Source organism: Methylotenera sp. 1P/1 (assembly GCF_000384355.1).
Classification (GTDB): Bacteria; Pseudomonadota; Gammaproteobacteria; order Burkholderiales; family Methylophilaceae; genus Methylophilus.
The window spans coordinates 2,605,692-2,620,730 of record NZ_ARWC01000001.1 but is presented as its reverse complement, the minus strand read 5'-3'; the positions used below and the strand labels follow the sequence as shown (position 1 = coordinate 2,620,730).

Below are 15,039 nucleotides of genomic sequence, written 5' to 3'. Positions count from 1 at the left end.
CACAAAGCGCTCGCCTGTGCCGGATTGCTACAAATGCAAATGAGAACCAATCTCATTGTATCAGAAAGCAATACGTAAAGATGCTCGCTAGATGTAAAGTTAGTTAAAGATTTTATGTGGATTCGAGAGTAACTCTACGCAAAATATCACCGTGAATATCATCCAGTGTTTTACATCCAGAAAGTGCCATGGCAATTTCAAGCTCCTCACGCAACAAGCGGACAAGATGCGCAACACCTAATGCACCAGCGGTTGCAAGGGCATAGATATATGGTCGGCCAATCATGACAGCCGTTGCCCCTAAAGCGCGGGCTTTCATGATATCTGTACCGCGACGGATACCTCCATCTACTAGCACAGGCACTGCGCCATTTATAGCTGCGGCAATTACAGGCAATGCAGTTAACGTAGCAGAAACACCATCCAACACACGGCCACCGTGATTAGAAACAATGATGCCGGCGGCACCTATGGCTACCGCTCTTTTCGCATCGTCAGGATGCAGAATTCCCTTGAATAACACAGGTAACGAGGTCTGTTTGACTAGCCATGCCACATCTTCCCATGTGGGCGCAACCGTCATTACGCCATCAAATATGGCGCTCTTGCCTTCTGGCACGCTCGGTAACCGAATAGGAGGTGCATTGATATTAGCCATCTCAGTTGGTAAAGCAAAACCGGCACGCTGTTCTCGATTACGTGCACCAGAAACAGGCGCATCCACGGTGAGCACCAATGCGCGATAACCTGCAGCCTCAGCACGTTGAACCAACGCCAATGTTGCATCCCGACTCCCCTGCCAATAAAGTTGAAACCACAGCAAACCTTGGCTTTGATTCGAAATATTTTCCAACGAGTAAGAAGCTTGGGTTGATATGACGGCAACGCCCTGCATCACAGCAGCAGCAAGCGTGGTCGCATACTCACCATCAGGATGGAATAAGCGCTGACTGGCTACCGGCGCAAGAATAATCGGATGCGCTAGCGTCTCGCCAAACAATGTGCAACGCGTATGTCCACCTCGCACATCAGCCAATACGCGCGGCTGAATGTCATAATCAGACCAAGCGTTAAGATTCGCTTTAACCGTATATTCGTCCGCAGCCCCGCCTTGCAGATAGGCCAAAGCCGCGTGGTCAATGTGATCAACAGCCCGCCGCTCATAATCGGCAACAGACACGATATCCACAGGAATAGCTTGTAACGGTGCACTTGCCATTAGTCAGCCCATTGCCTGATGAGGTTATGGTAATGGCCTGTTAACGCAACAATTTCTTCTGTATTACCCACTTGACTGCGCAATTTCAACAGCGTCATGTCCAGATTAAACAGCATGCTACGCTGCCAGGCATCACTCACCAGACTTTGCACCCATAGAAAAGAAGCCACGCGCTCACCAGCAGTAATTTTTTCAACACGATGCAAGCTAGAAGACGGATAAAGAATGGCATCCCCTGCAGCCAATTTTACTTCATGGCTACCATAGGTATCTTCAACAATCAGTTCGCCACCTTCATACTCTTCTGGCTCCGATAAAAATACCGTCACCGAAATATCCGTACGCACACGCAGACCTGTGCGCCTATCCATCTGAATCGCATTATCGACATGATCACCATAGGTATTGCCAACCGCATAACGATTAAACATGGGCGGCAGTATGTGTTGGGGCAAAGCAGCAGAAACGAATAATGGCTGCCGTTCAAGAGCCGTCATAATGGTTTGTGATAGCGCTGCGTAATGTGGGGATTCAGTTGAAAACTGCATGTTATGTTTTGCTTCGGCAGCCAATGGCCCGGCACTACCAGCGCCATTTACCCAAGGTCCCGCATCAAGGGCGCGGCGTAGTTCTAGCACTTGCGTTTTGGTAAACACTTCAGGGATATGTAACAGCATAAGTTTCCTGCAATTAACCAATAAAAAAGCCCGCCAGTAAACACTGACGGGCGTTTAGCTTACCTTACTTTATTTAAAATACAAACTCAGCAGTCAGCATGCCAGAACGTGGTAAACCCATGCGTACGCGAGCACCACTGTTATTGAGAGTTTCAATATAGTCTTTATTAAAAATGTTATATACATTTAAACGTAAGTTAAGATTTTTATTAATAGCATAAGCGACCATCGCATCTGCCACTACATAAGACTCAATCTCAGGCATATTGTTAACGTTAGCAAGCTCTGCAGTCACTAAACGTTTTTGCTCACCCATATAACGTGCACCACCACCTACCGTAAAGCCACTAAATTGGTATTGTGTCCACAATGTTGCACTGTAGTCAGGAACCCAACGGACACCCGTTGTATTTAACCCTGTGCTACTTTGCTGTTCAAGCGCTTTAGCATTCAATTTAGTCAAGCCAGCTGATAACTGCCAGTATTCTGACAATTGCCCAACTGCTAGCAACTCATAACCTGATACGCGTGTTTTACCAATTTGCACCGGTTGCAACAAATCATCAAACGAAGTCTGCTTGTCATTCTCCGTTTGGAAAATGGCAGCAGTTACATTTAATTGGTTATTGAGTAAATCCCACTTAGTACCAATTTCAATGTTTTCCGTTTTTTGCGGATCCAATGCGCTGTTGTTTTGGTTGTTAGCAGTCGCAGATAAGGCAAAGTTTGCACTGGCTGGTGGTGTATAAGATGTTGCATAAGACACATACACACTACCATTGGTAGCTGGCTTATACAGCACACCTGCTTTGTAACTTGTCAGATTATCTGAGTCACTCAAGTTTGATTTGGTGAGTGTTTGTACAGGCGCTGTACCAGATACTGTGCCTACTTTAGCGCGAGTATCGTAACGCTCAAAACGCACACCCGCATTAAGTTGCCACTTATCCGTCAAGTCCAAAGTATCAAACACATAAGCTGCCATTGTCGATGTGCGGCCATCTGAATCTGCACCGTTTCTATAAGGCTTGCCTAACAAATCGTTTTCGTTTGGATTGTAAAGGTTGGCCGCCGGGCTAGAAATCGCAGTATAAGGCACGCCGCTAATCACTGTCGTAGCAGTACCAAAGCCTTTGCTTTTTTGCCTTTCGTAGATTAATTCCAAACCACCAGCCAATGAGTTCTTGAATCCAGCAATATCAAACGCACTATTCAGACTAGTTTGATTTACCAGAATCTCATCTTGACGATCAATGCGTTGACGTGAGCGCGCTACAGTCCAAGTATTTGGGTTTGCACCAACCGCAGTAAGCCCGTTTATACCTGTAGTAATACGGTCAATATCAGATAGACCATAACGTGTAACATTGCGAACCGTTGTAGTAGCATTGATATCATGTTCAAACTTGGCAGTCACCATATCTGCATCAACATGTTCGTAGTCATTATCGCTGCCATAATAGTTTTCACGATCCACCTTGCGGCCCGCTCTTAGCGCAGCACTCGCGTTATAAAAGCCATCCATGCCAATAGAGGGAATACCACCATCAGGTGTATTGTCTTGGCGTACGTGTTGTGAGTACACATAGAAGCGAGTAGGTGTACCTAAACCGAAACCAATAGACGGAGCAAGAGAGAAGTTTTGGTTATCCACTTCATCACGCTTATCCACATTACCATCAAAACCTAAAGCGTTAATACGCACAGCCGTGGTATCACCAATCGCTTGGTTCACATCAATCGTGCCACGCTTTTTATCCGCGGTACCGTAGCCAATCGTTGCATAGTTTTTGCCGGTCAGCGTTGGTAGTTTGCTGATTAAGTTAATATAACCCGACGCTGCACCACGGCCAATATCCGCACCCGCTGGGCCTTTGACCACTTCAATTTGCTCAATGTTAAACACATCACGTGAAACCGCACCCAAGTCGCGCACACCATCTAAAAACAATTGGTTTGAAGCATTAAAGCCACGCATAGAGAAAGTATCACCCGCAGAAGTATTGCCGTTCTCACCCAACTGAATTGTGATACCCGGTGTATTGCGCAATGCATCTGTTAACGAGAAAACACCTTGCTCACGCAATAGTTCTTTTTTAATCACTTGCACCGTTTGTGTCGTATCAATCAATGGTTTGGTGAATTTATTATTGGCTGACTCATCAGCTTTAAATGGCACTTCTTTGGCCGCCTTAACACTCACCTCTGGCAATTCTGTGACTTCATCAGCAGCAGTTGCAGCAATAGAGAATGTGGCAGCAACCATGGCGGCGATACGTGCGGAGTTGTGTTTGCGACTACGGATATGACTCATTGTTTCTTCCCTCTGTTTTAAATTGTATCTGGCTGGCTGAGGTCATTCCGTCTGTTGCGGTGTACCGTTGGCTTGCTTGAAAATGGTGGTTAAAAAAACTGCAAATATTTAAATGCTTAATGCACACTTAGCGAAAGCATTAGAGCCTCGCAACCACACATCCTCTTAGACCTTATTGCGCCTCAACACTGTCGCTATTTAGTGGGCTTGCCATTAGAGTGCGATACTGTCTTCATTGGCGAACTTGTTAAACGGTGTAAACTTTGTGTGTTTTGTGTAAAAAACTGGATGAATGATAACCGTTCTCATTTACAATTGCAAGAAATATGTATGATACATACCTAAAATATCCACCATCACTGAATAGCATGTTTAAACGATTAGAAAACCAAACCAAGGCAGCAAAACCTTTACAAAGACCAGCACTCGTACTGATTGCTACACTTTATTGTTTTGCTGGGTATGCGCACGCTGATAGTTCCATTTGGTACAGCAACGGCGACCCGTTAAATACCAAAATCGATGCCCTACCCAAAATACCAGCAGGGTATCAGGCCGACAATGCAACTTGCACTAGCACAGACCTTAGCAAGCCTATTACGCTAACTGAAGTGACCGAAGCGAGTCTTTGCAACAACCCGCAAACCAGTGAGATTTGGGCCAGCGCGCGTGCGCAAGCCGCACAGTTAGGCATTGCAAAATCGGCTTACCTACCTTCATTAAGCGATAACGTTTCCAGCAGCGTAGGTATCTCATCACCTGAGTCCAGCACACGCAGCAATCCTTATCTCAACTTAAGCAATAGCTTGGTTGCAAATTATCTGCTGTACGATTTTGGGAACAGGAATGCAACATTAGAAAACGCACGTCAGCTATTGCTCTCTGCAAGCGCCAGCCAGAGCAGTACCGTACAAAGTGTGCTGCTGGCTTCAACTGTAGCGTTTTATCAGGTACAAGCCAATATTGCTGCACTAGATGCGGCACGCGAGGTTGAGCGTGCCAGTGAAGAAAGTTTCAAAGCAGCAGAAGCACGCTACAAGGCGGGCGTCTCCACCCCTGCGGACAAGCTGCAAGCACAGACTGCTTATGCACAACTTACGCTCGCGCGCATTACCAATGAAGGTAATCTACAGACAGCTTACGGCAGCCTAGCCAATGTCATGGGCTTGCCTGCCAATCAAAAAATTACATTGGCCAGCGGCTTGGTCAATGCGCCACAAAATATTCTTGAAGATGTGAGCACATTGATTGAACAAGCGGGGGCGCGTCGGCCAGATTTGATTGCAAGTGAGGCACAACTCAAAGCAGCGCAAGCAAGTATCGACGCAAGCAAAGCAGCGGCTAAGCCAACCATTTCAGTGTCAATGTCCAATAACCTGCAGGATGGCTCAAGTCTTTCCTCCAGCAATAATTCTACATTGGGCCTCACCGTATCTATTCCTTTATTCAATGGCTATGCACCCACCTACCGTATCCGTGCTGCGGAGGCCACGGCTGACTTGCGTGCTGCACAGCGCGATCGATTGAAGTTACAAATCTCGCTGGATGTGTGGACTGCCTATCAGAATCTGCGGACCGCGCTACAGTCTGTAACCGCTACCGAAGTATTGGTGAGCAGCGCCGAGCAATCTTATCGCGTTGCGTTGGGGCGTTATAAAGCGGGTGTAGGTAATATTATTGATACGCTGAATGCGCAAAGTGCACTTGCCACTGCCCGGCAACAAAAAATTCAGGCGACACTGAATGCCAATATTGCACGTGCCACTTTGGCGCAAGCCATGGGCGCACTTGATAATGCAATGATTCAATCATTGCCTGCAACGAACACTACTCAACTATCTCAATAAATCTCACTTAATTGTACGAACTAAGCGTCTATGAAAATACTTAAGAAAATTATCCCACTTGTCCTGTTACTCGCAATCGCTGCCGGTGCTTATTACTTCTATCAAAAATCGCATCAGGTAAAACCTGAAGATTTATATAGACTAGATGAGGTCACCCGCGGTGATATTGAACAAACAGTTTCAGCCAACGGCACACTTAACCCTGTAAGCTTGGTGAGCGTAGGTACACAAATCTCAGGCATCGTGAGAAAGCTGTATGTAGACTTTAACGATAGAGTAGAGAAAGACCAAATACTGCTTGAGCTCGATAGTGCACTGTTTAACGCGCAAATCACGCAATCACAAAGTAGCGTGCGTAACAATCAAGCCTCGGTTGAGCTGGCTATTGCCAATGAGAAACGAATTCGAGAGTTATACTCACAAGAGTTTGTATCTAAGCAAGAGTTAGATACTGCAGTACAGGTACTCAAATCAGCCAAAGCGCAGCTAGACAGTGCGCGCGGGCTATTGGCACGTGATCAAACCAACCTGAACTTTACGATTATCCGCTCACCTGTTTCAGGCATTGTAGTGAATCGTGTGGTGGATGTTGGACAAACTGTTGCGGCAAGTTTCCAAACGCCAACATTGATTCAAATTGCACAAGATTTAGCCAAAATGCAGATTGATACCAGCTTTGCCGAAGCAGACATTGGCAAAATTAAAGACGGTCAAGCAGTTAAATTTAATGTGGATGCTTTCCCTAACCGTAATTTCGAAGGCACCGTCAAACAAGTACGTTTAAACTCAACCAACACTTCAAATGTGGTCACTTACAACGTGGTCGTATCTGTAGATAATAGTGATTTAACATTGCTGCCTGGCATGACCGCTTATGTGAATATTGCGGTCTCCAAGGCAGAGCAATCACTATTAGTGCCAAATGCGGCATTGCGCTATAAACCAAAAGTAGATGAAAGTGCCAGTGCGAATGGCGACAAAAAACAAGAAGCTGGCCAAGGTGAAGGTAGCAAAGCTGAAGGCAACAGAGCTGAGGGTGGCAGGGCTGAAGGCGGTAAAGGTGGCGAAAGAAGAAGAAATGGCGGCGGCAGAAATAGAAACAAATCCGAAGATTTAAGCGCTGGCAAAATTTATGTGTTAAGAGATGGCAAACCAACACGTGTGAGAGTCAATATTGGTATCACAGATGGCCGCTCTACTGCAATTACTGCGCGCGATTTAGCGGTAGGTGACAAAGTGATTGTCGGCGAATTGCAAGCCAATGGACAACCCCAAGCTGGCGGCAGTATGCGCGCACCAAGAATGTTCTAGGTTAGATAGAGTCGCCATGCAAAAAAGTGTGATTGAAGTTAGTCATCTGTTTAAAGACTATCAAACAGCTGCAGGACCTTTCCCCGTCCTTAAAGATGTCAATTTACGTATTGATAGCGGCGATTATGTCGCCATCATGGGCCCATCAGGCTCGGGTAAATCCACCTTTATGAATATTCTGGGCTGTTTGGATAAACCCACCAAAGGACAATATGTATTAGATGGTCACCCGGTTGCTAACATGGAAGAAAATGCAGTGGCTGGTGTGCGTAATAAAACTATTGGCTTTGTGTTTCAGGGCTTTAATTTGCTGGCACGCTCCAGCTTATTAGATAACGTTGCTTTGCCGTTGGTGTATTCAGGCATCGAAAAACCTGAGCGGCATAGAAGAGCAAAAGTGCTTTTAGAAAAAGTGGGCTTAGGCAAACACATTAACTCGCGTCCCAACCAAATTTCTGGCGGCCAACAACAGCGCGTGGCGATTGCGCGTGCGTTGGTGAATAACCCAAGATTGATTCTTGCCGATGAACCAACAGGTAACTTAGACAGCGTAACCAGTGAAGAAATTATGGCGCTATTTGGCGAGTTAAATAAAGAAGGCATCACCATCGTGTTAGTCACGCATGAAACTGATATTGCTGAACACGCTAAACGCCAAGTACGATTTCTGGATGGCAAAATTGTCGAAGACACCCTTACAGAGCGCCCTACACCAGATACATTAGACCCACAGGAGATTGATCATGTTTAGTGCCATGTTAGGAGAAGCATGGCACGCCATGGGTGCAAACCGCTTGCGCACTTTTTTAACCATGCTCGGCATGGTGATTGGTGTGGGCGCCGTCGTATTGATGATGGCGATTGGTCAAGGTGCAGAAGCTTCGGTCAAACGTTCCATCAACGCCATGGGTAGCAATCTGTTTGTTGTACTTTCAGGGCCACCTAATATGGGCGGCGCACGTTCAGCCACGGGTAATGCACCTTCGCTTAACGTCAAAGATGCCAATGCCATTGTGGATTTAAGTGGTGTGCTAGGCGTAGCCCCGGTCACTATGGGAAAAGCGCAAATTGTGTTTGGCAGCAACAACTGGAATACCGATATCATCGGTACCACGCCTAGTTATTTGGACGTACGCTCATGGGATTTGACCGATGGCTATGCGTTTTCAGATTCCGACATACGCTCTGCTACACGTGTTGCACTGATTGGTAAAACAGTGGCCGACAATATTTTTGGCGAAGACATTGACCCTGTTGGCAAAACTATTCGTATCAAGCAAAGCCCTTTTGTGGTGCTTGGCGTGCTAAGCAGCAAAGGCCAAACGCTGGATGGCCGCGATCAGGATGACACGATTATTGTGCCACTGACCACTGCGCAACGTAAGTTATTCGGCAATCAATTGCCAGGTAGCGTACGTCAAATCATCGTGCAGGCAGAGTCTGACAAAGCCATGGTCATGGTGGAAGAAGGTCTGAATAGTTTGCTGAATCAGCGTCATAACATTCGTGAAGGTGCCGATAGCGATTTCTCAGTGCGAAACCTCACGGCCATTGCCAACTCTGCCGCGGAAACCACGCGCACCATGTCACTACTATTAGGTGCAATCGCCTCAGTCTCATTACTAGTTGGCGGCATCGGCATCATGAATATCATGCTGGTATCGGTAACCGAGCGTACGCGTGAGATTGGCATCCGCATGGCAATTGGCGCACGTCAACGTGACATTTTGATGCAGTTCTTATTAGAAGCGATTGTGATTTCTATTGTCGGCTGTTTGATTGGCATTGCCATTGGTGTGGCGGGTGCCTTACTGGTCAGCACCTTCACGCAAGCTGAGGTGATTGTCTCCAGCAATTCGGTCATCATCGCGTTTAGCGTAGCCGCCAGCATTGGCGTGTTCTTTGGCTTCTATCCAGCCAAAAAAGCTGCGATGCTCAACCCGATTGAAGCGTTACGTTATCAGTAAAGCAGACCAGCGATGCAATAAAAAACCCAGCCATAAGCTGGGTTTTTTTGTTACAACACTACTGCTTATATTTCAAAGTTTAATACTTCCAAGTCACTGTCGCTAAGCCACTAAACGGCGCTGCATAAAAAGCTTGTCCAGCATACGCATACCGCATGCTAGATAAATATTTTTCATCAGTGACGTTGTACAGGTTAACTGCTGCGCTCCAATGCTCGTCAATTTTATAATTGGCCATTAAATTAAGCGTTGCATAGCTATCTTGCTCATAGCGCACAGTGCCAATATCCACGTGAGTATCGCTCTGCCAGTTTAAGCTCGCGCCAACTTTCAGGCTTTCAATAGACGGCACTGTGTAAACAGTCGTTACATGAACGAGATGTCTCGGGACAAATGGATTTACATTTTGATCGTGATCGCCCTTAACACTCATCAAACGCGTGTAACCAGCATTGATATTTAAGTTATCTGTCAACTCGCCAGACACATCAAACTCATAGCCTTTGGTGGTGGCCTGAATGCCTTCATAGGTTGTGATGGTGCCATTTGTGCCCACAGCCTGAGCTTGATTCTCTTGCTCGGTTCTAAACAGCGCAAATGAGCTATTCAATTTTTTATTGAACCACTCACTCTTAATACCCGCTTCATAGTTTTTGCCTTTTAACGGGGCTAATGGTTTAAGGTTAACGCCTTTTTCCACTTGCGGCTTGTAAATACCTGCGTAGCTCGCATACAAGGAAATTGTGTCATTCAAATCTAAAACAGCCCCAACGTATGGCGTAAACTTATTGTTTTCCTTAGCAGCTTGGTCTGTGCCATAAGCAACGCCATCTAATTTGTAACTAAGCAAACTACCACCCACAGTCACTTTTAAAGCATCTAAAGGATTAAGTTTGGCCGCTGTATAGAGATTGGTAGTGGTACTCTGGTAGTCGGAATCTTTACTCTTAGGCCCAAAATTTGGCATCGGAAAATTGCCCAAATCATCAAAACTCACCACAGAGATATTACCTATTGTGTCGCCTATGCGTGAGTACTCCTTCATATACGACTTACTCCAGGTAGCGCCCACCACTAGCTCGTGCTTACGGCCTGCTAGCTCAAAAGGTCCATTGGCATATATATCAGCAACGTGGTCTTTGGTCGCAAAGCTGTAAATGTAAGGGTAGCTTGTATAGGTGCCCAAGCCAGTAGCACGGTCTTCGAAACCGTCAATATAGTTATAACGGCCTTCAGATCCCGTGTCTTTGTACGTTAATTGCCCTTTCACTTGCCAGTCATTATTAAAATAATGAGTCAGCTCGGCAAAGCTCACATTGGTATCCACTTTCATGTAGGCCCAATCTGTCGCTGGGGAATCAGACACTTTGTAATGGCGCTTACTGCCATCGGTGTAGAGCAATGGCAGGCTGCCAAAGTTATTTCCGCTGGAATCATTTTTCTGATAAGTGTGACCAATCGCCACACTGGTGCTATCGCTTAAATCTGCTTCAATGACACCATACACCACATTTCTTTCTGTGCTGTAGCGGTCAAGGTAAGAGTTCCTATTTTGGTACGCGCCTACTAACCGCCCACGCACGCTACCATCAGCATTCAGTGCCGATGAAACATCTGCATCTAAGCGTCTGTTATCCCAAGAACCGGCTGATACATCCACTTTGGCTTGAAAGTCTTTTGTTGCGCGTTTACGTACAAAGTTAATGGTGGCAGAAGGATTACCCGTGCCCGCTACCAAGCCATTGGCACCGCGCAACACTTCAATGCGGTCAAACACAGCCACATCCAAATCACCATAGTTGGTGCCACTAAAGCTAATCGGAGAATTGAGGCCATCTATTTGAAAACTGGTAATGTTCAAACCGCGCGCGGTGTATTCGGTACGGTCAGTTTCAAACTGTTCCACTTTAATACCTGTTGCGTAAGACAAAGCTTCGTTCACTGAGAGGATACGAAAATCATCTAACTCTTGACGGGTGATGACAGAAATGGATTGTGGCGTCTCACGTATCGAGGTATCTAAGCGTGTTGCCGTTGCCGTTGACTTTACGCTATAGGATTTTGTTTTTTCGGATGGCTGATCTGGCTGAACTGCCTTAGATTTCACCTCGACTTCCGGCAGTTCATCTTCCGCATGCGCTAGATAAGGTAATACCGCGATCACTGCGGCAAGGATAATGTGTTGACGCACGGTTTTTCCGCGCAAAGCATGTTGCATTTGATTCCCCTGTAGTTCAAAAAAGTAAGTTTTTTTGGCTGGCTACAGGCGAGAAATGCGTTAGCTGGCTAGTGAATATTTAAGCTGAGTTAATGTCGAATCACATCACGAAAATAATACATATAGACCATGACAATGACGGGTACGCCTAATGCGCCGATGGAAATCAGCTCAAGCACACCGCCTTCTAGTAGCAATGTCACGACCAGACCAACCATCGTCAGCACACCCAAGACGATTGGCCATATAAAGATTTGCATCAAGGTTTTAGCGGGCATATTGAGTTTCTATCTGCGCTTGATTTAGCGTGATGCATAAGCTTCATTAAAGGCGAGACGCTGTTGTACATCGTGCTGATAATGCGCACGCTTTTTCCACCACAGCACCAAGCCTGTCCACAAAACAACAATCGTAAATAAGTCTAAAATCAACCAAATAATCTTCATCGGCATACCACCGTAATCGCCAAAATGCAGTGGCTGAGAAATCAGTAATGTCGCCAAATACCAAGGCACTTCGCGACTATCCGTCAGCTTGGCGGTTTGCGCATCTATCAATACGGGTTTGAATAAACGTGACGTGACTGGACTATCGCCCCGCATAAACATGCCGTAATGATGCGGACTGGAAAAATCTGTTCCCGGAAAAGCAATAAACCCAAGCCGCATATTAGGCTCACGCGCTTGCGCCGTGTCTACCGCTGCTTGCAAGGATGCATAGTGGGTTGGCGGCGGCAAGCCTTTATAAGGCGCAGTCATGGCAGACATTTGGTCAAACTGCCAATACTTAATCACTAAATCCGCCCACGCATTAATAATGCCTGTGGTGCCGACTACCAGCGCCCATACGAGGGTGACAATCCCTAAAAAGTTGTGTGTATCCAAACGCTTTAATTTGGGCGCGCGGTCTTTACGAATTTGGCCAAATTCCAGCTTGCGCATAAAAGGCGCATATAGCACTACGCCTGAAATAATAGCCACAACGAGTAACACGCCCATCAAGCCTAAGAACAGCATGCCGGGCAAACCGGCAAATAAATCCACATGCAGCTTGAACATCACATACATAAAGCCTTCGTTAAACTTAGGCTCTTGCAATACTTTGGCCGTGCGTGCATCAAGCTTCACAAACTTGGTATCGTCTTCCGAAGTAGCGGTTTTGCCTAGGCTCACCGTCCAACTATTATGTTCATCGATATCGCGAAACACAAACTGCACCACACGACTTGGGTATAACGCCTTGGCATTGGCCAATACATTGTCCATGCTAGCCAATGGTGTGTTGCTTGGCAGTTCTGGCGGGTCGACTTCGTTGCCCAATAAATGACTAATCTCATGACTAAAGATCAAGGGCAACCCAGTCAAACACAGTAACAACATAAATGCCGTGCAGACCAAACTAGACCATTTATGCACCCAAGCCCATGTTTTTAAAGCGTGTATTTGCATTTAATTACTTGTTTAATTCAATAAAAAAATTGACCATTAAATGAATTTAACTACACCTTTCATCATGAAAGCGTGGCCTGGGAACGAGCAGAAGAAAACATAGTTCGCTTTAGTATCAAGCTTAGTCAATGCAAACTGCGTGGCCGCCTGCTCACCACCGCCAATCAGCTTGGTGTAGGCAACTACACGTGTGTCATTCGGCTTAAGATATTCATTGGCCGCACCCGCTTTACTACCATCTTCCAGCACAGCTTTTTGATCAGCTTCTTTTGCAATGACCAAGTTATGCCCCATGATGTTTTTGCCGAGCTTGCCCACATGTTTTAAAGTGATATTAAATGCTTTACAGGATTTTTTGACTGCGATTTCTTTACTGCTAAACGTCATGGCATCTGTGGCCTCAATCACGATGTCGCAGCCATCGGCTGCCATTGCAATTTGAGGCAACAGTGTGATCGCGCCTAATAATAGGCTGCTACCGATGATGCGTTGAATGGATTTACGTTGTTGACTAAACATTGCCTGCCCCTTTAAAGAATAATTAAAATTGGCTGGCTACTAAAGCAATGCTTACTTGGCTGGCTACTTACACTAATGATTTAGATTGGATATCGTACAACTCAAGATTTAAGTAAACGTATCAGATCGAAAAGCAAAAAACTCGATGACTTTAATGGCGATCAAGCTCATTAAACAAAAGGCCGCAATGACAACAAGTGCGAGCATGGAAAATCCGATTGTCGTATCGGCCCATTTGGTTAACATCGCTGTCATTGCTGGCTCCTAATAAACGCCAATAAAAATAGGATTATTTCGGCTCACTTAAAAAGCCTAACTTAGTAATCCCAACGTTTTGTGCGTCCGCCATCACTTCTGACAACAATTGATAGCGTGTATCTTTATCCGCACGAATTTGCAATTCTGGCTGCGGCGTCTGTTTAGCAGCGGCCTCTAAACGTGATTTAAGCGTTGCTTGCTCTATCGGCGCATCGTTCCAGTAGGTTTTGCCTGCTGCATCTATCGCCAATGAAATCACTTCTGGTTTTTCAGGCAACGGTTGGCTTGTGGCTTGTGGCAAATCAATCTTTACAGCATGCGTTAACAATGGCGCAGTGATAATAAAAATCACCAACAGCACCAGCATCACGTCAACCAATGGTGTGGTATTAATTTCACTCATCGGCTGCGTATGCGCATCCGACAGCATGCTTGATTGCTGACTATTCCCAATCATGCAGGCACTCCGTTCACTTTGTTAGCAGCATGCGTAGTAGCATTGGCATCCACAACAGCTTGTCGTGGACTAGTATGCTTTTTTGCTAAGGTAGCCCCTGTCGTCATTAATACATGCAAATCTTGTGCAAACGTATCTAGCTGACCCAGTATCGTACGATTGGCTTTTACAAATGCGTTGTATGCCAATACAGCCGGAATCGCTACAGCCAACCCAATCGCGGTCATAATCAATGCTTCACCCACTGGGCCGGCCACCTTGTCCAATGTCGCTTGTCCACTGGCGCTGATTGCAGCTAACGCATGGTAGATACCCCATACCGTACCAAATAAGCCCACAAATGGCGCAACACTACCCACCGATGCCAACACAGACAAACCAGACTCCAATTGGCTGGATGTCGCTGCGATATCGCGACGCATACTGCGTGCGACAAACTCTTCATGGCTACAGGCATTGGCAGACGTTTGCACATGCGTATGGTGATGCTGGGACGCAGTAGCTGCGTGATGCGCCAACGCATAGGCAGCTGAGTGTGCATCTTCAATGTTCAGTGCTGCCTGCAAATTAGGCGCGGCCCAGAACTGCGCAATATAGCGCTGAATAGCAGACTTCATGCGCACATACTGCACATATTTAGTCACCATTAAATACCAGCTAGCCACAGACATCACCAACATCAGTGCAGCCACCGCAATCGCCACAGGTCCAGCCTCTAATATAAACATTAAGCTGTTAAATTCTTGGGTTTGGTTCATTTCATTCTACTTTCTAACTAAAAAACTATCGTTCATACAAATGTTG

At 46.1% G+C, this 15,039-nt stretch carries 14 protein-coding genes; 4 read left to right on the top strand and 10 right to left on the bottom strand.

What is annotated here, in order from left to right:
- Positions 1 to 112: 112 nt before the first annotated feature.
- The 3 genes from A3Q3_RS0112740 to A3Q3_RS0112730 all read right to left on the bottom strand — a co-directional run bounded on the left by A3Q3_RS0112740 (position 113) and on the right by A3Q3_RS0112730 (position 4,210).
- A complete protein-coding gene (locus tag A3Q3_RS0112740; protein ID WP_020183981.1) occupies positions 113 to 1,219 on the bottom strand; it encodes an alpha-hydroxy acid oxidase in 1,107 nt (368 codons plus the stop codon).
- The gene (locus A3Q3_RS0112735; protein ID WP_020183980.1) at positions 1,219 to 1,896 is read right to left on the bottom strand and encodes a Fe2+-dependent dioxygenase; all 678 of its coding nucleotides are present in this window, start codon (positions 1,894 to 1,896) and stop codon (positions 1,219 to 1,221) included. Before A3Q3_RS0112735 ends, A3Q3_RS0112740 begins: the two co-directional genes overlap by 1 nt.
- A 73-nt stretch (positions 1,897 to 1,969) precedes the next feature.
- Entirely contained in the window at positions 1,970 to 4,210 is a 2,241-nt protein-coding gene (locus A3Q3_RS0112730; RefSeq protein ID WP_020183979.1) for a catecholate siderophore receptor Fiu, read from the bottom strand.
- A gap of 326 nt (positions 4,211 to 4,536) precedes the next feature.
- Here A3Q3_RS0112730 and A3Q3_RS0112725 point away from each other — a divergent pair, with 326 nt between their 5' ends.
- From A3Q3_RS0112725 to A3Q3_RS0112710, 4 genes are read left to right on the top strand one after another with little or no spacing between them, the layout of a single operon-like run.
- Complete coding sequence (locus tag A3Q3_RS0112725) at positions 4,537 to 6,057, top strand: TolC family protein (protein WP_020183978.1); 1,521 nt, start codon at positions 4,537 to 4,539, stop codon at positions 6,055 to 6,057.
- A gap of 30 nt (positions 6,058 to 6,087) precedes the next feature.
- Entirely contained in the window at positions 6,088 to 7,368 is a 1,281-nt protein-coding gene (locus tag A3Q3_RS0112720; protein ID WP_020183977.1) for an efflux RND transporter periplasmic adaptor subunit, read from the top strand.
- A gap of 16 nt (positions 7,369 to 7,384) precedes the next feature.
- Complete coding sequence (locus A3Q3_RS0112715) at positions 7,385 to 8,119, top strand: ABC transporter ATP-binding protein (RefSeq protein ID WP_020183976.1); 735 nt, start codon at positions 7,385 to 7,387, stop codon at positions 8,117 to 8,119.
- On the top strand, positions 8,112 to 9,335 hold the full coding sequence (locus tag A3Q3_RS0112710) for an ABC transporter permease (protein ID WP_020183975.1): 1,224 nt from the start codon (positions 8,112 to 8,114) through the stop codon (positions 9,333 to 9,335). The genes A3Q3_RS0112715 and A3Q3_RS0112710 overlap by 8 nt, the downstream gene beginning before the upstream one ends.
- A gap of 79 nt (positions 9,336 to 9,414) precedes the next feature.
- Here A3Q3_RS0112710 and A3Q3_RS0112705 read toward each other — a convergent pair whose 3' ends face one another.
- The 7 genes from A3Q3_RS0112705 to A3Q3_RS0112675 all read right to left on the bottom strand — a co-directional run bounded on the left by A3Q3_RS0112705 (position 9,415) and on the right by A3Q3_RS0112675 (position 14,993).
- A complete protein-coding gene (locus A3Q3_RS0112705; protein ID WP_020183974.1) occupies positions 9,415 to 11,553 on the bottom strand; it encodes a TonB-dependent siderophore receptor in 2,139 nt (712 codons plus the stop codon).
- 89 nt (positions 11,554 to 11,642) lie between these two features.
- Positions 11,643 to 11,831, bottom strand: a complete 189-nt coding sequence (locus tag A3Q3_RS0112700) for a hypothetical protein (protein WP_020183973.1) — start codon at positions 11,829 to 11,831, stop codon at positions 11,643 to 11,645.
- Positions 11,832 to 11,855: 24 nt separating this feature from the next.
- Positions 11,856 to 13,001: a PepSY domain-containing protein gene (locus tag A3Q3_RS0112695; RefSeq protein WP_020183972.1), complete on the bottom strand. Its 1,146-nt coding sequence runs from the start codon at positions 12,999 to 13,001 to the stop codon at positions 11,856 to 11,858.
- Between the two features lie 36 nt (positions 13,002 to 13,037).
- Entirely contained in the window at positions 13,038 to 13,520 is a 483-nt protein-coding gene (azu, locus tag A3Q3_RS0112690) for an azurin (protein WP_020183971.1), read from the bottom strand.
- A 108-nt stretch (positions 13,521 to 13,628) separates the two neighbouring features.
- The gene (locus A3Q3_RS14430; protein WP_020183970.1) at positions 13,629 to 13,775 is read right to left on the bottom strand and encodes a hypothetical protein; all 147 of its coding nucleotides are present in this window, start codon (positions 13,773 to 13,775) and stop codon (positions 13,629 to 13,631) included.
- Between the two features lie 34 nt (positions 13,776 to 13,809).
- Positions 13,810 to 14,235, bottom strand: coding sequence for a biopolymer transporter ExbD (locus tag A3Q3_RS0112680; protein ID WP_020183969.1), 426 nt, complete (start codon positions 14,233 to 14,235; stop codon positions 13,810 to 13,812).
- A complete protein-coding gene (locus tag A3Q3_RS0112675) occupies positions 14,232 to 14,993 on the bottom strand; it encodes a MotA/TolQ/ExbB proton channel family protein (protein ID WP_020183968.1) in 762 nt (253 codons plus the stop codon). Before A3Q3_RS0112675 ends, A3Q3_RS0112680 begins: the two co-directional genes overlap by 4 nt.
- Between the last annotated feature and the right edge of the window lie 46 nt (positions 14,994 to 15,039).